15 protein-coding genes are annotated in these 22,872 nt (G+C 37.4%); 12 read left to right on the top strand and 3 right to left on the bottom strand.

Features of this window, described 5'->3' with window-relative positions:
• Positions 1-90 precede the first annotated feature (90 nt).
• The 12 genes from ORI89_RS13935 to ORI89_RS13880 all read left to right on the top strand — a co-directional run bounded on the left by ORI89_RS13935 (position 91) and on the right by ORI89_RS13880 (position 18,169).
• Positions 91-513 carry a WxcM-like domain-containing protein gene (locus ORI89_RS13935; protein WP_268231109.1) on the top strand — a complete coding sequence of 141 codons (423 nt, stop codon included), beginning with the start codon at positions 91-93 and terminating at the stop codon, positions 511-513.
• Between the two features lie 202 nt (positions 514-715).
• On the top strand, positions 716-1,060 hold the full coding sequence (locus ORI89_RS13930; protein ID WP_268231108.1) for a hypothetical protein: 345 nt from the start codon (positions 716-718) through the stop codon (positions 1,058-1,060).
• A 160-nt stretch (positions 1,061-1,220) separates the two neighbouring features.
• Positions 1,221-1,811 carry an RNA polymerase sigma factor gene (locus ORI89_RS13925; RefSeq protein ID WP_268231107.1) on the top strand — a complete coding sequence of 197 codons (591 nt, stop codon included), beginning with the start codon at positions 1,221-1,223 and terminating at the stop codon, positions 1,809-1,811.
• A gap of 63 nt (positions 1,812-1,874) precedes the next feature.
• Complete coding sequence (locus tag ORI89_RS13920) at positions 1,875-3,047, top strand: FecR family protein (protein WP_268231106.1); 1,173 nt, start codon at positions 1,875-1,877, stop codon at positions 3,045-3,047.
• 212 nt (positions 3,048-3,259) lie between these two features.
• Positions 3,260-6,583: a TonB-dependent receptor gene (locus tag ORI89_RS13915; RefSeq protein ID WP_268231105.1), complete on the top strand. Its 3,324-nt coding sequence runs from the start codon at positions 3,260-3,262 to the stop codon at positions 6,581-6,583.
• A gap of 6 nt (positions 6,584-6,589) precedes the next feature.
• Positions 6,590-8,263: a RagB/SusD family nutrient uptake outer membrane protein gene (locus ORI89_RS13910; protein ID WP_268231104.1), complete on the top strand. Its 1,674-nt coding sequence runs from the start codon at positions 6,590-6,592 to the stop codon at positions 8,261-8,263.
• Between the two features lie 116 nt (positions 8,264-8,379).
• On the top strand, positions 8,380-9,303 hold the full coding sequence (locus ORI89_RS13905) for a helix-turn-helix domain-containing protein (RefSeq protein WP_268231103.1): 924 nt from the start codon (positions 8,380-8,382) through the stop codon (positions 9,301-9,303).
• A gap of 82 nt (positions 9,304-9,385) precedes the next feature.
• Positions 9,386-10,582, top strand: a complete 1,197-nt coding sequence (locus tag ORI89_RS13900; protein ID WP_268231102.1) for an MFS transporter — start codon at positions 9,386-9,388, stop codon at positions 10,580-10,582.
• Positions 10,583-11,093: 511 nt separating this feature from the next.
• Entirely contained in the window at positions 11,094-14,342 is a 3,249-nt protein-coding gene (locus ORI89_RS13895; RefSeq protein ID WP_268231101.1) for a SusC/RagA family TonB-linked outer membrane protein, read from the top strand.
• A gap of 3 nt (positions 14,343-14,345) precedes the next feature.
• Complete coding sequence (locus tag ORI89_RS13890; protein WP_268231100.1) at positions 14,346-16,085, top strand: RagB/SusD family nutrient uptake outer membrane protein; 1,740 nt, start codon at positions 14,346-14,348, stop codon at positions 16,083-16,085.
• Positions 16,086-16,173: 88 nt separating this feature from the next.
• Positions 16,174-16,986 carry an endonuclease/exonuclease/phosphatase family protein gene (locus tag ORI89_RS13885; RefSeq protein ID WP_268231099.1) on the top strand — a complete coding sequence of 271 codons (813 nt, stop codon included), beginning with the start codon at positions 16,174-16,176 and terminating at the stop codon, positions 16,984-16,986.
• Positions 16,987-16,996: 10 nt separating this feature from the next.
• Positions 16,997-18,169, top strand: a complete 1,173-nt coding sequence (locus tag ORI89_RS13880) for a purple acid phosphatase family protein (RefSeq protein WP_268231098.1) — start codon at positions 16,997-16,999, stop codon at positions 18,167-18,169.
• A gap of 54 nt (positions 18,170-18,223) precedes the next feature.
• Here the strand turns inward: ORI89_RS13880 and ORI89_RS13875 are convergent, their stop codons facing one another.
• The 3 genes from ORI89_RS13875 to ORI89_RS13865 are packed head-to-tail and all read right to left on the bottom strand — an operon-like array spanning position 18,224 to position 22,856.
• The gene (locus ORI89_RS13875) at positions 18,224-20,533 is read right to left on the bottom strand and encodes a Gldg family protein (RefSeq protein WP_268231097.1); all 2,310 of its coding nucleotides are present in this window, start codon (positions 20,531-20,533) and stop codon (positions 18,224-18,226) included.
• A 22-nt stretch (positions 20,534-20,555) separates the two neighbouring features.
• Positions 20,556-21,479 (bottom strand): ABC transporter ATP-binding protein, encoded by a 924-nt coding sequence (locus ORI89_RS13870; protein WP_268231096.1) that lies wholly within the window; start codon positions 21,477-21,479, stop codon positions 20,556-20,558.
• Positions 21,480-21,488: 9 nt separating this feature from the next.
• Positions 21,489-22,856, bottom strand: coding sequence for a RagB/SusD family nutrient uptake outer membrane protein (locus tag ORI89_RS13865; protein ID WP_268231095.1), 1,368 nt, complete (start codon positions 22,854-22,856; stop codon positions 21,489-21,491).
• Positions 22,857-22,872 lie beyond the last annotated feature (16 nt).

Below are 22,872 nucleotides of genomic sequence, written 5' to 3'. Positions count from 1 at the left end.
AGTAACAATTGTGAAAATATTATAAATAATTGATTGGAGACCGATTGTATAGCTTACCTTTATTGTATTTAACTTAAAGAATTTTATAGTATGATAAGTTTTATAAAAGGAGGAGCGGCAGCCGACCATAGAGGAGAGATACGTTTTGTGAATGATTTCGATATGACGAACGTGAAGCGATTCTACATCATTACGAATGCGGATACAGAGCTGGTGAGAGGATGGAGAGCGCATCGTATTGAAGAACGTTGGTTTTATGTTTTGTCGGGAGCATTTGTGGTGGATATTGTGAAAATAGATGACTGGGAGAAAGCTTCAAGAGACTTACCTGTAGAGCAGGAGATAATGAGGGCTTCCGAGCAGAGAGTTTTACATGTGCCCATAGGGCATGGCTTGGCGTGGAGAGCTTTAGAGCCAAATAGTGAATTGTTGGTGTTTGCTAACTCGAAAATTGAAGATGCGAAACTGGACGACTATACTTACTCGGTAGATTATTTTGTGAATAGAAAGTGATTGACTCTAGATGTTGGTTTTAAAAGTGCTTAAGGATTTTTGTTGTTAAAGTTTGTTATGAGTGCTTATGGGCACATCTCGTGTTAAACAATGTTAAATTGTAACACAAAAGATACAATCGCACAACAAAGTGTCTTGTTTGGGAGTTATTATACCAGAAACAGTTTAATAATATATTTCAAACACTTTAAAATTTGACGTTATGAAAAAATTAATTTTAACAGGAGTAAGCTTTTTATTTGCAATGACTATGTTATTTGCACAAGATGTAAACCCAGAAACAAAAGCAAAAGAAGTGGTTGTAGAATTGACAGAGAAGTTGACGCTAACTGCAGAGCAGCAAACTGCCATTCATGATATTGTTTTGGAGAAAGTGAAAGGTAAAGTGGCTGTTAAGTCAAACACGACAATGACTCCAGAAGAGGCGAAAGAGCAAATAGAAGTAATTAAGGCAACAGCGAATGGTAAGATCAATGACCTGTTGACAGAAGAACAAAAGCCTTTATTTGCGAAATATGTAGAGGAAAAAGAAGCGGAAAAAATGTAGGGTGAATGCGATTATGTTTTAACTTCATATTAATGTAGATGAAGCGGAGTAGTGTTTTTTACTGCTCCGTTTTTTTTGTTAACATAAACTTAACTTTGATATTCTGCTCTTAAATAAAATATAGTGCTATTTTTGCTCTGTTATAAGGGTTTAAATATAAATGCAGGAAGATATAAATGGTCATAAAGAAATTTGCAGTGCCATATCAGAAGGATGTGAGCAGGCATTCGCTAGGCTATATAATCTGCATTTTGATCGTTTGGCTGCGCCTGTTTTTTATCTATTAAAAAATAAGGAAGAAACAGAAGAGGTGTTGCAGGATGTTTTTTTTTCAATTTGGAACCGACGTTTTGAAATACATAACATTATAAACATAGAGGCTTACCTAACCGTTATGGCTAGAAATGCCGCACTAAATAAGGTGAAATCCAATATCCGTAGAAAGGCGTTGGAAAGTAATTTTATATTGGATAATGAGGTTTTGTATGATGATTCGGCTGTTGCCGAGGACGAGAGCCTATATGATGAGTTGGTGAATGAAGCAATTGCTCAATTGCCTCCACAACAACAACGTGCTTTTATCCTAAGTAGGTTTGGACGTAAGAAATATTTAGAAATTGCTGCAGAGATGGAAATCTCTAGGGAAACTGTAAAAAAGTACTTACAGCTAGCCAGCGCTTCGATAAAAGCCTATTTAGTAGAGCGTAAAGATTCGATTATTAGTGTAATATTGAGTTTTTTTATTTTTTAATACCCCCCTTTTCATTTTGTAATTGTCTTAGTATATGTAGAGCATAAGGTTTTACAGAGGCATATGCAACAAGATAGATCCTACTTTTTAAATTTATTAAAAAAACAAATTAACGGACAATTGTCTTCTAAGGAGTTGATAGTTTTAGACCGTTTTTTATCGACCTTATCGGAAGAGGAACAAGAAGAGGTATTCGACACGATTTGGCGCGAGGCTATCCTTCAGGCGGAAAGTACTGAGCCAGTGTTTTCTAATAAGGAAAAAAAAGACGCACTAAAGAATATCTTGAAGAAAAATCAATACCATCAGCGTAATAGATTGTTACCGTTTGTTGCGGCAGCTATGGTGCTGCTGGTTTGTAGCTTTATACTTTTGCGGTATAAGGTGTTTGATAGTGTAAATGATAAGGTGGAGAGTATTGATCTGATGGCAGACAAAATGGATGTTAATCCGGGTAGAGATAAAGCGATTCTTCTTACGGAGTCTGGAGAAGAAATAGCACTAGACGATGATCGTGTAGGGGTGATAAAAACCGGGAATACATTTAATATTGTACGTCTAGAGTCAGGAGAGATTCAATATAAGGTTATAGAAAAGTCTTCCGTAGTGGAGCGACATACGGTAAAAACACCTAGAGGAGGGCAGATTAATTTTTTATTACCAGACGGTAGTAAGGTGTGGCTAAATACAGCATCTTCTCTGACTTTTTCGTCAGACATGTCTCATAAAGATCGTATTGTTGATATGACTGGAGAAGTATATTTTGAGGTAGCTAAAAGATCAGGACAGCGATTTTTGGTGAATGGAGATTTTGGGAAGATTGATGTATTAGGGACAAAATTTAATGTTAATACTTACGATAGAGGGCTGAGCACAACAGCGCTTTTGGAAGGGGCGATAAGTTTGGAGTCAAAGTCTGGTCGTGTAGAACTTAAACCAAATGAGCTGGCAACAGTTAAATTAAATGGACAGCTAACAAAACAAAAAAGAGATAGTATAGAGGAGTTAACATTGTGGAAGGATGGTTATTTTCATTTTGACAGAGCCAATGTGCATAGTATAGCTAGCCAGCTTGCTCGATGGTATGATATTGAGGTGAAAGTTCAAAGTATTCGGACAGATCATGAATTTAATGGAACGATTTCTAGACAGGTAAAGCTGTCTAAAATGATAGAAATGTTAGATTACCTAGGACTCAAATGTAGATATATAGATAATAAGTTAATCATTTTATAAAATAATAGGCCTATGAAGTAAATTATGGTTATAACCACGATAAGAGATTGAAAAAATCAAGGAGTGCGGGAACACTCCCTGACACATGGTTTCTTTCGTTCAAAAAATGTACAAATCAGTTATTAAATGAACTAAAGTAAGTTAAAAGTATGTATTTTAATTTGAAAGTTTATGGCGACAGTCTAAATAAACTTTTTCGATTTTTCAGAATCATGAAATTTGTAGCAGTAATGCTTTTATTGTCACTTACAACCGTAAGTGCAAGTACGTATGCCCAACGGTTTTCGTTAAGGGAGTCAAAGTCAAAACTCACAAACCTATTGCATAAGGTAGAGCGACAGATACTATATCGTTTTGTGTATAATAATACAGAGTTAAGAAATGTCTATGTGGATAAAGTAGACTTAAAATCGGTGAGTTTAAAAGATGGGTTGGATGAGCTGATCAATGCTAACGGCTTAGAATATACAATAGTTGAAGATAATATTTTGATCCGTCGAAGTGATCGCCCGGTGAAAGATTTACAACGAGAAATAACACAACAGATTGTTGTTAAAGGTCGAGTATCAGATCAGTCAGGGCAGCCTGTCGAGGGGGTGTCTGTATTGGTTAAAGATCAGGCATCGGGGGCTATAGCAGTAACAGCATCTGATGGGACGTATAGTATAGAAGTAAATCAGCAGGATGCGGTTTTGCTTTTTAAGCATATTTCTTATATAGAGAAAGAGGTTAATTTGCAGGGACAGCGTGTTTTGAATGTAATATTACAATTGGGGAATGGAGATATTGATGAAGTTGTAGTAGTGGGGTATGGCACGCAGCGTAAGGCAAACTTGACAGGAGCGGTGGCGACCGTTTCAGGTGAAGCTTTTGAAGATAGGCCTTTAGCGAATATTGGGCAGGGGTTACAGGGACAGATGCCGGGCCTTACTGTGCGAAGTACTGGAAACACTGCGCCGGGAAATCGTGCTCCACAAATTCGTATACGAGGTGTAGGAACCTGGGGAGATGCTAACCCTTTGATTGTCATTGATGGTGTGCCAGGAGGGAATATGAATATTTTAAATCCTGATGATATTGAAAGCATATCAGTATTGAAAGATGCTGCCTCTTCATCGATTTATGGTGTGCGTGGTGCCAATGGTGTTATTATTGTAACTACTAAAAAGGGTAAATCGGGGCAAACGAATGTGAGCTTGAATAGTTATTTTGGTTATCAGACACCAACAGCTTTGCCTAAGTTTTTAAACTCGGCCGATTATATGATGCTTCAAAATGAAGCGAATGTGAATGCTGGGACAAACCCTACATATACTGATGAGCAGATAGAGATAGCACGTAATGGCAGCGACCCCAATTATTTTGCTAATACCAATTGGATTGATGAAGTCTATAGAAAAAATGCACCACAACAAAGCCATAATTTAAGTTTAGGCGGTGGCACGGATAAGACGCAATATTATGCCTCATATGGTTACCTGAATGAGGGAGGCCTTGTTGTGGGGGATAATTTTAAGTCTGGACGTCATAATGCGCGTTTGCGTTTGAATACGCAAGTGGCGGAGCGTTTGAAAATTGACGGAAATTTAGGTTATGTCGATCGTTCTTATGATGGTAGTGCTTCTGGTACAGGAGCATTATCTGCTGCGTTGAGTATTCGCCCTTTGGTTCCTGTTCGTTTTACAAATGGAAGCTGGGGATATCATGGAGGGCAAAGTAATCCTGTAGCTATAGCAACAGATGGGGGGACAAATACTTTTACTTCGCAGGAAGTAACGGCTAATTTAAGTGCAACTTTTAATTTGCTGGAAGGTCTTGATCTGAAAGGTCAGTATGGTTTGGTAAAGTATAATTCGAAACGAACGACTTTACTGAGGACAATTAATTACTACAGTCCGGATGATGATAAATTAATATATCAAACAAATAATCCGAATAAAATAGCGATGGACCATTATTCGGGAACCTATCAAACGTTTATAGGTACTGCAAATTATCAAAAGACTATCGCAGATAAACATAATATTACAGCACTTTTAGGCTATTCGTTGGAAGAGACTACAGGTGCAGATTTTGGAGCTTCGCGTACTAATCTTCCAGTGGATTTGCCCTCACTGACCTTGGGTGCAGAGAATCAACTAAATAGCAGTGCTAGTAAGCAAAATGCTCTGATGTCATTTTTTGGTCGTTTGAATTACGATTATCAAGGGAAGTATTTGTTAGAAGGTAACTTTCGTCGTGATGGTTCTTCGCGCTTTCATCCGGATGTGAGGTGGAATTGGTTCGGTTCGTTTTCAGCTGGATGGGTGTTTACGGAGGAAAACTTTTTTGAAAACCTCAGAGGAGCTTGGAACTTTGGTAAATTAAGATTCTCATATGGAACGCAGGGAAATGATAAAGTGGGACGAGATTATCCGTATATGTCTATTCTTTCATCTTCGCAGGTCGGTTCGAATAATCCGATTGGAAATACGGGACAGGTAGGATTCCGTCAAAGTTATATTCCAAATGAGATGGTTTCGTGGGAATCGTCTGAGAAAACGAATATTGGAATGGATTTAGCCTTTTTTAATCGTCGATTGAACGTAACCGCTGATTATTTTATTAATAATACTAATGATCTGCTGTTGGCCACGCCATTACCGGATGTAATAGGGGTAGGAAGTGGATATCCGTCAAGAAATGCAGGAGCTATGCAGAATAAAGGATGGGAGATAATGGCCGGTTGGCAAGATAAAATCGGAGAAGTAGGTTATCGTGCAAGTTTCAACCTTTCAGATGTTCGAAACAAAATTACAAGGCTGGAAGATTATGCAACCAGTTTGGGTGATAAGGTACGTTTAGTAGGGCAGCCTTTTGATGCTTTTTATGGCTTTAAAGTAGATCGTATTGCACAGGAAAGTGATTTTGATATAGTAAATGGCGAATACGTGGCTAAGTTTCCATTTCAAAAAGGAGATATGGTAGCTCCCGGAGATTTGATCTATATACCTACTGACCCTGATGCGACAGAAATTACGGTTGGGGCAGATAGACACGTGCTGGGTAGCGATATCCCAAGATATACTTATGGGTTTCGGGGTGATTTAAATTATAAAAATATCGATTTTAGTTTCTTTTTACAAGGCGTAGGTAAAGCTGATGGTTATGTGGGTGGTAATGCAAGACATCCTTTTATTAATAATAGTGCCTTGCCACAGGAAATACATTTGGATAGATGGACGCCTGATAATGTGGATGCATCATACCCTCGCTTGGTTTATATGCGTACACATAATACGAGGTTGTCGTCAAAATGGATAGAGGATGCTTCGTATTTACGTCTTAAGAATGTACAGGTTGGTTATACTTTTTCTCCTAAATGGACAGAGAAGATCCGAATTAGTAAGTTAAGAGTATATGCCTCTGCAGATAATTTATTTACAAAGACAGATTTCTTTTACGGATATGACCCAGAGCTCCCTTCGGGAAATACAGGAGGTTATTATCCGCAGGTGAAAACTTTTGTGTTTGGTGTTAACTTAAATTTAAGATAGACAGTAATGAAAAATCGATATAATAAATGTACTAAGATAGCTGTTGCTTTATTGGTAAGTGTGGCTGTGTTTTCGTCATGTAGTGATTTTTTGGACCGTGTGCCTCAAGATGAGATTGTGAATGAGACATACTGGAAAACTCAAGAACACTTGGAGATGGCAGCAACTGCTATTTATTCGAGAGTTAAAGCTAAAAATTGGGTGGAGATGGAAAATATGGGAGAGAATACCATGTGGCCGACTACGAACCAATATAAAGATATAGGGTCAGGGGTATTCCCTGTGACACAGCCTACTGTGAATAATGAGTGGGCTAATATGTTTAGGGATGTTAGAGAATGTAATACATTTTTAGAAAATTATAAGGAAGCAACAGAAACACAGCCTGGAGCGAATGAGAGGTTAGCTGCCGAAGTTCGGGTGATACGGGCGTTGGCTTATAGTTTTCTGACATCTTTCTATGGAGATATACCTTTGATTACAAAAACATTAAATCCTGATGATCCGGAAGTGTATGGAGATAGAAAACCGCAGACTGAAGTTGTGGATTTTTTGTTGACGGAGCTAGAGGAAGCAGCAGCTGTACTTCCTGCAACCATACCGTCGGGAGAAAATTTGGGACGTGTGAGTAGAGGGACTGCATTAGCTCTTAAATCGCGTGTCGCATTAGCGCACGGAAGATATGAAGTGGCGGAAAAAGCTGCTCAAGGAGTGATGGATTTGGGAGTATATCAGCTTTATACTAATGGGGATACAAAAACCGCGTACTGGGAGCTTTTTACCCGCGAAGGTAAACTTGCAGAAGGAAACAATAAAGAAACTATTTTTGCACGTTTGCACCTGAAAGATATCATTATGCATAATTTGAGTAGGGAAATTCAAGTGCCGGATCAGTTTGCTCGTTTTGTACCTACGCGTTCTTTAGTTGAATCTTACCTATGTGTGGATGGCTTGCCTATTGATAAGTCTCCGTTGTACGAGGACTCTTCATACGAAGAAGTGTTTAAAAATCGTGACCCAAGGATGACGCAAACGATCTTAACACCAGGAGATAAGTGGGGAGGCAGATATGATGGACGGCCTGTAGCAGATAATGATGACCCAACAGTGTTTAAAGTACCTAAGTTTAGTCAGGATGGAAGAGGATCTGTAACAACGACAGGGTACTATTATAAAAAATATGTAGAACCTAGCGCTGTGCCTAATTATAACCGGGATGATAATGATATTCATCATATACGTTATGCGGAAGTGTTGCTGAACTATGCGGAAGCGAAGTTTGAACAAGGCAAATTGACTCAGGCAGATTTAGATATTTCTATTAATCTTTTGCGAGATCGGGTAGGTATGAAAAGAATGGAACTTTCATTTTTAGCACAACACGGTATGGACGTGCGTGAGGAGATAAGAAGAGAGCGTAGAGTGGAGCTGGCATTAGAAGGTCATCGCTATTTTGATGTAAGACGATGGGGAGAAGGAGAGAAACTAGCAAATGATATTGAAGGAGTAAAAGCTTCGTGGTTTCCTGAGTTAAGTAAGAATACATATAGGAAGAGTGCGGATGGTCATTTGGTTGTGCAGTGGAATCGAGCATTTGAGACTCCAAAAAATTATCTGTGGCCAGTGCCGGAGGTGCAAAGAGAGAGAAACCCTAATTTAGGACAAAATATTGGCTGGTAGAATACCGTTTTAATATTTTTCATTGAAGAAAGAGCTGTATGTTAATGCAGCTCTTTTTTTATTTATATATGGAGGTAGATATATTATATTAGTTGATTTCCGTACTTTTATTTATAATGAGCAAATCTTTAGAAACATTAGGTGATTATTATAAAAGATTAAGCCATTTGCATGAAAAAGATGGCGAACATGTGCTTGTTGAACATGGAACATCGCATTTTAATATCTCTCCCCGAAGATATTGTGATTTTATAACCCCTTATAATCGTAGGGATTTTTATAAAATTAGTCTTATTGTAGGCAAAGGATGGTTTAAGTATGGGAGGCACGAGCTTTATATAGATCGCCCTGTTTTATTTCTGCCGGCTTTGAATATTCCTTATTCTTGGAAGTGTGATACGGAACAACAAGATGGATACTTTTGTTTATTTAATCAGGAGTTTTTTGTAGGCAGCCACGTATTTGAGGCTATTAAAAAAACGTCATTGTTTAAAGAATGGAGTAAGCCCATTATATTTTTGACGGATGTGCAATTGTGTACAGTGACGACCTTTTTTGATAATATGTTTCGGCTAAATAATTCTACTTATTTTTTCCGTCATGATGCTCTCAAAAGCAGTTTGGCGGCTGTGCTTCATTTGGCTTTAGAATGGCGTATAGACGATTTGAAAGTACAGGAACAATCAGGGACGGTTAGATTATATCGTTTGTTTGACGAATTGCTGAGTAGGCAATTTCCTTTAGATTCGCCAGCATATCCGTTAGAAATGCGTACTCCTGCTGATTTTGCTGCTCGTCTTCATGTGCACGTAAACCATTTAAATGCTTCGATTAAAGCAGTGACTGGTTTGACAACGACTCAAATTATTAAAGGGAGATTGTTGGAGGAGGCGAAAAGCTTATTGATTTATACTGATTGGACTGTCAGTGAAATCGCTTATACCTTGGGTTTTGACGAGCCCGCTCATTTTAATAATTACTTTAAGAAAAATACTAAATCTTCTCCGTTGCAATTTCGTAGAAAAACAATTAATCTTTGATTTTTGTAGTTTTTGATTTGTGTTTTAAAAGTTGTGTCGTTTAATAGTATCTATTTTTGTAGAGTAACAAAATAGGAGCATTATGCTGTACGGAACATCTAAGAAACAAATCAACCGAATAACTATAATTGCATTTCTTTCTATACCACTTTCAGGCTTTGTCACAGATATTTATTTGCCGTCTTTTCCAGCTATGGCTAAAGCTTTGACTGTTAGTGAGCGTGAAATTCAATGGACGTTAACAATCTATTTATTGAGCTATGGTATATCACAGCTGTTTATCGGTAGTTTACTAGATAGTATAGGTCGTTATCGCCCAAAGTTAGTAGCCCTGTCTTTATTAATTGTGAGCAGCGTGCTGATATCTTATACAGATAGTGTTTTTGTTATTTGTTTGTGGAGGGCGGTTCAGGGGATAGCCATTTCAATGCTTGTAGTGGCAACACGAGCGCTATTTGCTGATGTGTATTCTGGAGATAGGCTAAAAAATTACCTTAGTTATTTTACTATGGTGTGGTCTTGTGGTCCTATTTTGGCACCTTTTCTAGGGGGGTATTTAGAGAAATTATTCCATTGGCAGGCTAATTTTTATTTTTTAGCGGCTTATGCTATGCTTTTGCTAATACTTGAATTGGTGTTTGGTCGGGAAACTATTGTGAATATTAAAAAGGTAAGTATTCGAGAAACTTCAGAAGTGTATAAGATGATGCTGCAAAATATGAGGTTTATGTTAGGAATTATGATACTAGGGTTAAGTTATTCTATAGTCATGCTATTTAATACCACAGGGCCATTCATTATTGAGGATACTTTTCATTTTACTTCTGTGACGATTGGCTATTGTACGTTGGTATTGGGCTTTTCGTGGATGGTCGGAGGGGGGATTGCAAAAAAGAGTATGAGCTTGGATTTTCGGTTTCGGGTATTTTTACCATTATTGGTGCAATTGGTGACGATTGTAGGTTTGTTGGTTCTTAGTTTTTTTTACCAAAACTTATATATTATGATCGGTTTTGCTTTTGTGATCCATATTATTTCGGGAGTTATGTTTACCAGTTTTTTTACAAACAGTATGTTGTTTTTTCCAGCCAATGCGGGAACAGCTGGTGGCTTAATGGGGGGCTTAGTTTATATTATTACTTCTGTGGCTAATTTCTTCATTTCTTTAGGTGGCACAGTGGCAACTCAAAGAGACATTGCAGGACGTTATTTGATACTGTCCGTTTTATTGGCTTTTGTTGTTTTGAGTTTGTTCCGATTAGAGGAAAAAGAAAGGTAGGGCGATTATTTTTTTATTATTTTTATAAAATCATCTATTCCAGATAAAGAGTTTGAAAGAGAACTATTATGTATAAAACATTTTACGAAATTAAGTTTTGATGAAACGGTGTTCATTAATGGTCACCGTTTTTTATTTGTTTTGCCTTAGGAGATGAAATTTTTCATTAACTCTAGGGAATAATTGTTCCTAAAATTAACCTAATGTTTCAATTTATCAGTTTAGTCTTCTAGATATTTAGTTTTGTTGATTACAGGCGTCTAGTCTTAGCTATGATCCAGTATGTTTCGCAGTTGATATTAAGCTTATAGCGAAGAAATGGAAAGCAAGAGGTATGTCTAGTTTAATTATGATTGCTTACAAAAAGTAAATAAACTATTAACACTAAGGTTATATTACAACGGTAGCTTTGCCCATGTTTTAATAGCCGTAGTATGAATTTAGAACCGACCAAAAAGCTTCAATATAGTAGCTTGAATTTTACGAACTCACAACTTATTAATTCATTTTTATGAAAAAAATTATACCTGTATTTTTATTGGCGGGGGCTTGTTTCGCTAGTAATGTATTAGCCTCTCCCTTTGAAGGGGCTAAACTGGAATTTCTCAGTTTGCAAGAGAATGAGACGTTGTCTGGTAGAGTGATCGATGCAAGTGGAAATGCAATTTCTCATGCAACTGTATCAGTTAAAGGTACAACAAAAATAACCACAACTGATGCTGATGGAATGTTTAGTTTAAAACATGACTTACAAGCAGGTGTTGTTTTGACTATTTCTTGTGTAGGATATACAACGCTAGATTTTAAGGTGAATGAATCGAGAAATATCGTTGTAACTATGTCGGATAACAATGATTTGGAGGAAGTTGTTGTTGTTGGTTATGGTACGCAAAAGAAAGTTAATTTGACAGGTGCTGTGGCACAGATTGATTCTAAAATTTTGGAAGACCGCCCCGTGTCTAACGCTACTCAGGCTTTGCAAGGAGCTGTCCCTAACTTAAATATTAACTTTACGAATGGTCGTCCAGGAGGAGGGGGGAAAGTTAATATTAGAGGTTTTGCTTCCATTAACTCGGCGAATGCTGCGCCTTTAGTGTTAATTGATGGAGTGCCTGGAAATATTAATACAATTAACCCTAAAGATATAGAGTCGATCTCTGTACTAAAAGATGCTTCTGCTGCTGCAATATATGGTGCGAGGGGAGCTTTTGGGGTAATGCTTGTTACGACCAAGAAGGGGAAAGAGGGGCAAATGACCATTAATTATAGTAACAATTTTGGTAGCGCTGGGCTGACTGTAAATACCGATTTTATGACAAGTGGGTATGATGCTGCAAGACTAAACGATGAAGCTTTTATCAGAGCAACAGGGAATAGTTATACAGGTTATACAGAAGAGGATTATGCGGAGTTATTGAAGCGTAAGAATGATCCTTCTTTACCTTGGGTTACTGTACAAAATAGAAATGGCAAGGACCAGTATGTCTATTATGGGAATACTGATTGGTGGAATACTTTTTATAGAAAACGCCAAAACTCTATGGAGCATGCCTTGACTTTTTCAGGAGGGAGCGAAAAAATTGATTACTATGTCTCGGGACGCTTATACGAAAAGGGTGGATTAATGAAAGTAAATCAAGATAAGTTTAACTCGTATAACTTGCGTTCTAGGTTGAATGCAAAAGTTACCGATTGGTTAAAAATCAGTAACAATACCCAACTGAATTATCAAAATTATACTTATCCTGGCTGGAATTCAAGTTCTGATGCTAATAATAACTTTATCTCAACAACTGTACATGCATTACCATCTTATGTAGCACAAAACCCAGATGGGACAGCTACTTATCGAACGGAGTTGAATAATTATAATATAGGTGATGGTATAATGGCAGATTTACTGCATGGTAAATCAAAAGGCGGAGAAAAGGAATATGAGTTTATTAACCTTTTAGAAGGAGTTGTAAGTATTACACAGGACTTAACGGTTACGGGAAATTATACGTTTACATATAACCCAATAAATACCTTTAATAGAAGGACTATGGCACCTTGGTCTATTTTTCCGGGAGAAATTAGCTACTTGGGAAATGATCAGTATACAGAGAACATGGTGACGAATAGGCGACACTCTTTAAACTTATTTGCAAACTATAATAAAAGCGTAGGTGATCATAATTTTGGTGCTACAGCAGGTTATAATCAGGAGCTTAATGTATATGGTAGAATAGGAGGAAGACATAATAATTTATTGTCTGAAGATTTGAACGATTTTGCTTTGGGAACGGGACAAATGGAGTTATACGGAGGCGCACGAACATGGGCACTTCAAGGCTTTTTTGGAAGGGTCAACTACAACTTTAAAGATAAATACTTAGTGGAAGTTAATGGTCGTTATGATGGGACGTCAAAATTTCCAAAAAATAAACGCTATGGGTTCTTTCCATCTTTCTCTGCAGGATGGCGATTGATGGAAGAGTCGTTTATGGAACCAATTAAAGCACATGTGAATGAAGCTAAGTTTAGAGTGTCATATGGAGCTTTGGGAAATGCCCAAGAGGCTGCTGAATACGGTTATATACCTTTGTTAAATACAGGTAATTCAAATTATATCACGAATGGTACAAAAACACAATACTTAAAAGTGCCAACACCCATATCACCTGATTTAACTTGGGAGCGTACTAATACCTTAAATTTTGGACTTGATATGGAATTTGCCTCAAGAAGATTAACAACCTCCTTTGATTATTTTATAAGAGAGACCTTGGATATGCTGATTCCAGGGAAAACACTGCCCGCAGTCTTTGGTGCTGCATCTCCTAAAACAAATGCGGGAGATTTGAAAAATAAAGGTTGGGAGTTATCAATGGCTTGGAGAGATCAATTCACGGTTGCAGGTAAACCGATGACCTACAATGTCGGTCTTGGACTGTCTGATTCTAAGGCAGAAATTACGAGATTTGACAATAAAGAGCAATTGTTAAGTAATTATTATGTAGGGCAAACACTTGGAGAAATATGGGGATATAAAACGGATGGTTTCTTTAATTCTGATGAAGAAGCTGCAGGTTGGAAAATTAATCAGGATTATGTTGATAAGCAACGTTTAGCTGCGCCAGGAGACTGGTCTCGATTGCAAGCAGGTGATTTGAAATTTGTGGATGTTGATGGAGATGGAATTGTGGATGCAGGTAAGAATACATTAAATGATCCGGGAGATCAGATAATTATAGGAAATAATAGAGCGCGGTATACATTTGGAATTAATTTGGGGGCTAGCTGGCAAGGTATTGATGTATCTGCTTTTTTTCAAGGGATAGGCAGGCAGCATTGGTGGCCAGGAGCGAATGCTGATAAGTTTTGGGGTCCTTATTCTCGTCCGTATTATTCATTTGTACCGAAAGATTTTGAGGCAGATGTGTGGACTCCAGAAAATAAGGATGCTTACTTTCCTTTAATGCGTGGTTACATTGCGTTAAATGATAGAGGATCATTAAATGTGAAATCAGATCGTTATTTGCAAGATTTGGCTTATATCCGATTGAAAAATTTGACTGTCGGCTACACATTACCACAACGTATTTTGAAACCAATTAAGCTGGCTAATGCTAGGATCTTTGCTTCGGGAGAAAATTTATGGACAGCAACTAAATTGAAATCAGATTATATTGACCCTGAACAAGCTGCACAAGAGGCTAATGGTAGAGCCTATCCTTATTCGAAAACGATTTCTTTTGGTATCGATTTAACTTTTTAAACAATGAAAAATATATTATATATCTGTACAGCAGTAAGCTTCTTGCTACTAGGCTGCAACAAAGATTTTTTAGACCGTTCGCCTGAATCTGATATTTCACCAGATGCGTCTTTTAAAACAGAAAAGGACTTGGCTCTTTTTACAAAGTCATTTTATGATGTGTTACCATCAGCTGAAGGAGTGTATAATGAGTCTGTGGACAATGTTGTAAAAACAACCCTAGGTGATGAATTGACCGGTAAACGTCAAGTTCCTGTGTCAGGTGGCGGTTGGTCATGGTCCGATTTGAGAAATATTAATTATTTTTTAGAAAATGCATCCAATACATTGCCAGCAAATGTGGTGGCTCCTTATGTTGCAGAAGCTAAATTTTTCAGAGCATATTTTTATTTCGACAAATTGAAACGCTTTGGAGATGTGCCTTGGTATAATACTACGTTAGGAACAGCAGATGAGGATTTGTTAATGAAGAAAAGAGATTCACGCATTTTGATAACTGATTCTATTCTTAGAGACTTGGATTTTGCTATTACAAATCTTTCCGATGGTGTGAGTGACGAAAAAGTAACGAAATGGACTGCGTTAGCACTAAAGTCAAGAGTAGCATTGTTTGAGGGGACTTTTCGTAAATATCATGCGAATTTGGGAATTGATGGGGCTACTAAATTATTAGAACAAGCAGTAGCAGCAGCCCATGAGGTAATCGCTAGTAAACGTTATAGTATATATGAGGGTAAAGGAAAGGAATCGTATGCAGATTTATTCCAATCCGTTAATAGTATTCCGCAAGAAGTGATATTGGCAAGGAAATTTTCTGATGCGCTTCAAATATGGCATAATGTAAATTATTATACGATAACAGCATCGTATGGAAAGCCAGGGCTTGATAAAAACTTAGTAGACTCTTATTTGATGGCTGACGGAAGTCGTTTTACAGATAAAGCGAATTATAAAACGATGATGTTTGTTGATGAGGTAAAAGATAGAGACCCTCGATTAAGTCAGACGATACGGACGCCTGGATATAGACGAATTGGGGGGGCTCAAGCGGTTGCGCCTAATTTTGGGAATTCAGTGACAGGTTATCAATTGATTAAATACGTGGGGGATGTGAAGTATGATAATTATAATCGGTCAGAGAATGATATGCCTGTGTTTCGTTATGCGGAAGTCTTATTAAATTATGCCGAAGCTAAGGCTGAGTTAGGGACTTTATCACAGGCTGATATTGATCTCTCTATTAAGTCTTTAAGGGATCGTGTAGGAATGCCAAATATGAGCCTGTCAGCTGCCAATACAAAACCCGATGCTTATTTAGCTGCCAATTACCCAAATGTATTAGGTGCATTTAAAGGTGTTATTTTAGAGATTCGTCGAGAACGTCGAATAGAGTTAGTTATGGAGTCATTTAGATGGGATGATATATTGAGATGGAAAGCAGGGGCTTTAGTGACGAGACAGTTTAAGGGGATGTACTTTCCTGGAGCAGGGAAGTTTGATTTAGATGGTGACGGTAAAGATGATGTTTGGATATATGAAGGAGATAAGCCTACTGCATCTGGAATTCAGCTTTTGAAATTAGATTCTGAAATTGTTCTTGAAAATGGGAAAAGTGGAAATGTTATTGTGAATGCACATATCAAGAAAATATTTAATGAAGATAGAGACTATCTATATCCTTTACCAATAGATCAATTGGAGCTTAATAAAAATTTGGATCAAAATCCAAAATGGCAAAATTAAGATAAGATCAGAAATATTGAGATTCCCGTATTATAATTAATAGTATGGGAATCGTTTTTTTAGTATATATTTAACAAGTATGATCTTAATGAAAAGAAATATAGCCTTTTTATGTGCTTTGGCTACTGTTGTACTGAGCCTGTCTTTTTCTGCATGGAAATTTAAAGATGTAGAAATAAAGAAGGGAGAGTTAATCATGATTACTTATAATATTCATCATGGTGCGCCGCAAAGTTCCGAAGAAGTCAATTTAAAAGATATTGCTGATGTTATATTAAGAAGTAAAGCAGATTTGGTAGCGCTGCAAGAGCTGGATCGTTTTATAGCTCGTTCTGGAAATGTGGATCAAATTGCTGAATTGGAGCAATTATTAAATATGAAAGGATATTTTTCGAAATCAATTGATTATAATGGTGGAGAATATGGTGTAGCGCTGTTTAGTAAACACCCTTTGATATCTGTAGAGAGGTTTGATTTGCCAATGGTTAAAGATGGGGAGCAAAGGAGTTTAGCTTTAGCGAAGGTGAAGTTGCCTAATGATCAGGAATTATATTTTGGGTCTACCCATCTAGATTTAAATATACCAAATAGAATTGCACAGGTGCAGAGAATTAAAGAAATTGAGATGAATTTAAATGCTCCACTAATTATAGGTGGTGATTTTAATGCAATACCAACTAGCGAAGAAATGATTAAATTGCAGGAATCTTTTACTTTGTCGTGCGTAGCGGGTGGGTGCCCACTAACGAGTCCTACTAGTAATCCAAAACGAGCGATTGATTTTTTTGCTTATAATAATAAGGTTAAAGAGGTGTTAGATTTTAAGGGATCTGAAGCATTGAAGGAAGAGAAAGCCTCTGACCATATACCTCATGTAGCAACTTTTGAATTTTTAAATTAAAACCTATAATATGTTTAGAAAATTTTTACTGTTCTTACTGTCTGTTTTTAGTTTATTGTCTATTACTGTCCGCGGGCAAGAAACTATTAAGATAAGCCATATGCCCTATTTGCAAGGGCTTACAGAAAATAGTGTGTCTATTGTGTGGACAAGTAATAAACCTGCTATTGCTTGGGTAGAGCTTGCAGATGATGATGGTAGCCATTTTTATAAGGAGGAACGGGCTAAGTTTTTTGCATCGAAGGATGGGTTTAAATCTGTTGGTACTTTGCATGAAGTAAAATTGAAAAATTTAAGCCCCAATACTACATATCGCTACCGAGTTTATGTGCAAGAAGTGTTGCAACATGAAGGAACCAAAGTAATATACGGTAGTACAGCTGCCACGGGAGTATATAGGCAAGAACCTTTGAAGTTTAAGACGAACGGGAAACAAGAGGAAGTTAATTTTGCTGTTGTTAATGATATACATGGGCGTAATAATATCTTGAAGTCTATGGTAAAACAGGTTGATTTAAAAACAACAGATTTTATTGTATTTAATGGCGATATGGTAGATAATCTGTTGAGTGAGGAGCAAATGTTTGGAGGGTTTATGGATACAGCAACTGCTCTTTTTGCAAGTGAGATACCAATGTATTATGCGCGGGGTAATCACGAAACCAGAGGCCCCTTTGCTTTTGACTATAGTAAGTATTTTCCAACAAGCTCTGGTAAGTTGTATTATAGCTTTACTGTAGGAGATGCTAGTTTTATTGTTTTAGACTGTGGAGAGGATAAACCAGATTCCGATATTGAATACAGTGGTATTGTGGATATGGATCAATACCGAACGGATCAAGCAGAGTGGTTGAAAGATGAGTTGCAGAAGGATACTTATAAAAATGCTAAGTATAAAGTAATTATTTGTCATATGCCTCCTTTTGGAGGGTGGCATGGTGAAGAGGATATTGCAAAGAAATTCGTTCCTTTGTTAAACGAGTCTGGTGCTCAAATTATGTTGAGTGGACACCTGCATAAACATATGATTGTAAAAGAGAATGAAGTGCATAGTTTCCCAGTAATTGTTAATTCAAACAATAATCTGTTAAAAGTATCTTTGACAAAATCTCATGCTTCTTTCAAGGTTGTGGATTTAGAAGGAAAACTTGTAGATGAGGTTAAACTGAGCCCTTTGAAATAGGTGTTTTTAAGGTTTGAAAAACAGTCCTGCAACATAACTGCAGGACTGTTTTTGTTATTTTCTTTTTCGAAATGTAAGTACACTTATACCACCAATGAAAATCAACATTGGAAGTATGTATACGTATGCGTATTTAATGCGACGTGCACTATTGTTGTCTATGGTAATTTCATTGTCCACAGGCATAATAACATCGAGTATAATGGGATACTCTGAATTGCTGAACCATTCGAATAATCCTGAATAGACTTGCGTATTGTTGTTGCCTTGTGTTTTACGAAAGGTGCCCAGTTCAATATTACTTACAAAATCTGCATCAGCTAGTACGGCGATTTTTTGCTCCTTAGCATTGACTGTACGAGTTAGGCCCATTGCAGCTATACCTATTGTTTTTTTATCGCCATCTTGTGGGTTGAATTGAACACGCAAAGAATCACTATCTAAGCGTTTATATTTTAACCAAGAGTTTTCCTCGTTTACCTGTAAAATAGGAAAAGGAGTAAAATCATTCTTTGGTTCGGCAATAAGATGACCTGGGCTAATCATAACAGCTTTGAAAAGAGTATCTAAAAGACCTTTGCTAAAAGTGTTACCCATTTTTGCTGCTGGCGCTGTTAGTTTTCCATAAACTACACTTGCAGCAATTTCTTCATGATCTTGTACCATCGTTCCTTGGTCGAAACGAATACCTAAATAATCAAGTATGTTTGTTAAGTATTTATGTTGTTCGGGCTCGGCGAGGATTAATAGATTTCCGCCTTTTTCTAAGTAATTGATAACTTTCTCTTCTGCTAAAGAGCTAAGTGCTTGTCTAGGATCTGCTAATACAAGGGTCGCAATATCGTTAGGAATAGTCTCTTGATCAAGATAGAGTGTGCTGGATTCAAAGCCTATATTGATTAAGGCATTTCGTTGGGTGATGTCACTAGTTGATTGACGGTAGCCACGTTCGTTATTATTGTCGATGCCTCGTGTATCATAACCGCCTATAAAGGCTATTTTACTAGGCCCAATCTGTAAGTTTTTTAGTGAGGCAAGTATGTTTGGCTCTCCTGGATGCTTAAAATAATCATTATACAATCTTAAAAACGTTTTCTTGCCTCCGCTTTCAAGTACGCGTACCATTCGATTCCCTTCGGGAACTAAGTCAATTTTTTCTTTTATTTCCGATGGCTTTAGAAAGCTGTTGATATTTAAGGAGTAGGTTTCAGCGACATTATGAGCTACCTGATCAAGGTTGAGTCCTTTGTTTATTTTATTACCGAACAATGCATTGTTTTCTGCTGTGTCGTAATAATAAACATATTCCATTTTCATATCAGGCAGGAAGCGCTGATACTGTTCAAATCTGCTGAGGTCAACATTTCTTTGTTTTTTAGAGCCTATATTATAGTCTTTATCAAGTAGATTGACGTAGGTAGTAATGGTTAAAGGCTCTTTTAAGTCTTTGACAATTTCTTGACCAGTTTTAGTCAGGGTTCTTGTTTTTTGTGAAGTTACATCTGCATAGTAAGTGAGATGAGGTAGTGAACTTAAATAGCCAACTGTAAAGCATATTGCAGTGAAAGAAACGTAAAGTAAAACCTTATTACTGCTACTTACAGAAGAACGTGCCGTTTCTAATTTTAGAATTGTTAAACCTAAAAATAGTATAATGACAATTAAGAAGTAGATGATATCCTTGCTTCTTACTAAACCGGCAATGAGACTATTTGCTTTGCCACCCACAGAGAAGAAAGTGGCAATATGTCGAGCAAAGTCAATATCCTGCCATAGACTACCAATATAATGTAGAAATGTGAGTAAAACTAGGGTGCTAATAGCAGCTACAACCTGATAGGAGGTGAGGCTTGATAGGAAAAGTCCGATAGCGGCGTATGCAGCGTAAAGGAGAAATAGACCTAGAAGGGCGGTTAGCATCCACGTGATTTCGAACTTGGGTATAATGGTCCATGCAGTTAATACATAAGCTAGCAGAAGGATAAAAAGTAAGCAGCCATATAAGAGTATGCCCAGGTATTTTCCTAAGATAATTTCGGCAGTACTGACAGGAGATGAAAGCAGAAGTTTGATTGATCCACTTTGTAGCTCTCTGCTGATAAGTCCCATAGTTAAGAGGGGGACAAATAGATAAAGCTGAGATTGCACTGTTAAAAATAGTCCGGGACTCTGTCCATGAGAGAAAATGTATTCGCTTAAGTTGACCGTATTATAGCCTAAAGCTTTTTGTGCTGCGTATATTTCAAGCTTGCCTGTAAAAGCAAGTCCGAATTGTACAGCAAAGACTAAAAGTATCAACCATGCGATAGGTGAGAAGAATAGTGAAGCAAGCTCTAGTCTTGCAATTCTGAATATGACGCGCATAGTAATATAGTATCTAATGTATTTAAGAATGTGAAGAAAGCTGTTTAAAGATGTCGTCTAGAGAGCTTTTGAAAGGTGTTATTTCTCGAAGCCCCCAGTTGTTCCGGACGCTTTCTTCAACAATGTAGTCGTTGACTTCTGGTGTACGATCTGTTTGTAATATGAGTATATGATCGGATTGACGATCGATTTTTTCTATACCGGGTATCGCTAGTAGTACTTCGTCTGTAGGTGGGGTTTTCATCCATACATGTATACCATTGGGTTCAATGTAATTGTTGAAAGCATCCATACTGTCTGCAAAAACAACTTTACCTTTTTCGATCATAATGATATCTCGGCAAAGTAGTTGTACTTCATGGAGAATATGTGAAGAGAAAATAACCGCACGTTCTTCTGCAATTTCTCGAATAAGCTTTCGTACCTCAATGATTTGATTGGGATCTAATCCGTTCGTAGGTTCGTCAAGTACGACAAGCTCAGGCTCGTGAATAATAGCTTGGGCTATACCTACACGTTGCCTATATCCGCCCGATAGATTTTTTAATAAGCGATCACTAAAATGGGCAACGCCACAACGTGCTTTGGCTTTCTCTACGGAAGAACGAATATCAACCTTCGGAATACGGCGTAAGTAGGCTGCGTGTGTTAGGTATTCATCAACTGTTAGCTCTAAGTGAAGAGGAGGGTGTTGAGGAAGGAAACCGATCAATTTCTTAGCTTCTTTAGGGTTTTTGCGAATATCTATACCTTTGATAAGAACATTCCCTTCTGTTTGGTTAAGGACGCCACAAAGAATATTCATAGTAGTAGATTTGCCGGCACCATTGGAGCCGAGCAAACCTAAAATACCTTTTTTATTGATTTCGAAATTAATATCACGAATAGCCCAATCGCTACTGTAGCGATGAGATAGGCTTGTGATTTTAAAGATATTATCTGACATATAAGATGTTTATCTAGGATTCTGTTGATATTTATTAAGTTCTACTTCATTGTCAGGTAAAGGCCAAACCCAACGATTGGTATTTGGCTCAAGGGTATAAACTTTATCATAAGCTTCACGCTTGAGTGTTGTCAAGATTTTACCTTCTTTGTTAAAACGGCGATAATCTTCCCAAGCTAGACCTTTGAAGTATAGTTCTCTACGCCTCTCTTCAAATATATATTTCAGTAAGTCTGTAGAGTTCTGTTTATTGACAGCTTTAAAGCTGTTTGTTGTAAAACGCATTTTTCGCAATTCATTGAGTATCTCATTGCCTTGGGAAATTTGTTCATTACGAGTTAAACATTCTGCATAATTTAAATAGATTTCTCCTGATGATATACCTGCGAAATTATTGTAGAGGCCAGCAAAGGAACCTTTAAACTCTAATCTGCCATCCTGAGTTGGGTGAAAAAAAACGTTAAAACGTAAATCATCATGTTCATAAAGATTGATTATCTCTTTAGAAGCGTCGGTATCTGTGTAAGTACTACTAGGCTTGTTAATAGCACTATAAAAAATCACTTCGGGGTTGCTGGAACCATAGTCTGTAGGGAAACCACCATGAGCAGGGTTGATGTAGCTGTAGTGTTGTAATTGTTGCGGCGACTTGTAAGCAATTTCAGCATATTTTAGCGCATTTTTATAATCGCCCATTTGCATATAGGCACGGGTGAGTAGTACCGCGGCACTTGTTTTTTGAGGCCTGATTACAGAACTAGATCGTTCAGGTAAGAACTGATAGGATTTCTCAAGGTCATCAATTATTAAATCGTAAACTTCTTTTACTGTTGAGCGGCTTAACTTTTCAGTAACGTCTCTGTTCTTTTTTAATGGTACGCCAAGATCATGTCCTGCAGTTGTATGGTCGTAAGGTTTACAAAATAATTGAGCCAGTTGGTAATAACTGTAAGCTCGAATAAAATGTGCGCCTCCAACTACGTTGTCCCAAGCATTTTGTTGATTAGGAGTCGGTGTAATGTCTTTAACCTCTAAAGCCATATTGGCATAAAGAATACGATGATAGGCATTATTCCAGTCGGTAGACTCATAGCCGTCAAAAATTTCTTCCTCCCATAGATAGCCCGTGATTTCGTAAGGCATCATGGATCGCCAAGTTGTCAATGCTTTATCAGTTAAGGTGTATTCAGCAGCGCCAACAAGACCTAGTGAAATTGAGGCTTTATCATTTATTACGCCAAACTTATCTAACAGGGACTGGTAGTCTTCAATGTTTTTAGGTATGACTTGGGTTATGTCACGCTTGACGTCTAGGAAACTATCTCCGCAGCTGCTGCTAAGGATAAGTAAACTGATGATATATATATGAAATTTCATGATATGTTAGTTGTAT

It is taken from the genome of Sphingobacterium sp. UT-1RO-CII-1 (assembly GCF_026711005.1).
Taxonomy (GTDB): domain Bacteria; phylum Bacteroidota; class Bacteroidia; order Sphingobacteriales; family Sphingobacteriaceae; genus Sphingobacterium.
Note: the sequence above shows the minus strand (reverse complement) of the source record. Positions and strands in the feature narration are given on the sequence as shown.

Excerpts from the sequence above, each read along its gene's own strand:
- ORI89_RS13865 (WP_268231095.1), bottom strand. The coding sequence starts at position 22,856 with ATGAAATTTCATATATATATCATCAGTTTACTTATCCTTAGCAGCAGC.
- ORI89_RS13890 (WP_268231100.1), top strand. The coding sequence starts at position 14,346 with ATGAAAAATATATTATATATCTGTACAGCAGTAAGCTTCTTGCTACTA.
- ORI89_RS13925 (WP_268231107.1), top strand. The coding sequence starts at position 1,221 with ATGCAGGAAGATATAAATGGTCATAAAGAAATTTGCAGTGCCATATCA.
- ORI89_RS13900 (WP_268231102.1), top strand. The coding sequence starts at position 9,386 with ATGCTGTACGGAACATCTAAGAAACAAATCAACCGAATAACTATAATT.
- ORI89_RS13895 (WP_268231101.1), top strand. The coding sequence starts at position 11,094 with ATGAAAAAAATTATACCTGTATTTTTATTGGCGGGGGCTTGTTTCGCT.
- ORI89_RS13905 (WP_268231103.1), top strand. The coding sequence starts at position 8,380 with ATGAGCAAATCTTTAGAAACATTAGGTGATTATTATAAAAGATTAAGC.
- ORI89_RS13910 (WP_268231104.1), top strand. The coding sequence starts at position 6,590 with ATGAAAAATCGATATAATAAATGTACTAAGATAGCTGTTGCTTTATTG.
- ORI89_RS13930 (WP_268231108.1), top strand. The coding sequence starts at position 716 with ATGAAAAAATTAATTTTAACAGGAGTAAGCTTTTTATTTGCAATGACT.
- ORI89_RS13880 (WP_268231098.1), top strand. The coding sequence starts at position 16,997 with ATGTTTAGAAAATTTTTACTGTTCTTACTGTCTGTTTTTAGTTTATTG.
- ORI89_RS13885 (WP_268231099.1), top strand. The coding sequence starts at position 16,174 with ATGAAAAGAAATATAGCCTTTTTATGTGCTTTGGCTACTGTTGTACTG.
- ORI89_RS13920 (WP_268231106.1), top strand. The coding sequence starts at position 1,875 with ATGCAACAAGATAGATCCTACTTTTTAAATTTATTAAAAAAACAAATT.
- ORI89_RS13875 (WP_268231097.1), bottom strand. The coding sequence starts at position 20,533 with ATGCGCGTCATATTCAGAATTGCAAGACTAGAGCTTGCTTCACTATTC.
- ORI89_RS13870 (WP_268231096.1), bottom strand. The coding sequence starts at position 21,479 with ATGTCAGATAATATCTTTAAAATCACAAGCCTATCTCATCGCTACAGT.
- ORI89_RS13935 (WP_268231109.1), top strand. The coding sequence starts at position 91 with ATGATAAGTTTTATAAAAGGAGGAGCGGCAGCCGACCATAGAGGAGAG.
- ORI89_RS13915 (WP_268231105.1), top strand. The coding sequence starts at position 3,260 with ATGAAATTTGTAGCAGTAATGCTTTTATTGTCACTTACAACCGTAAGT.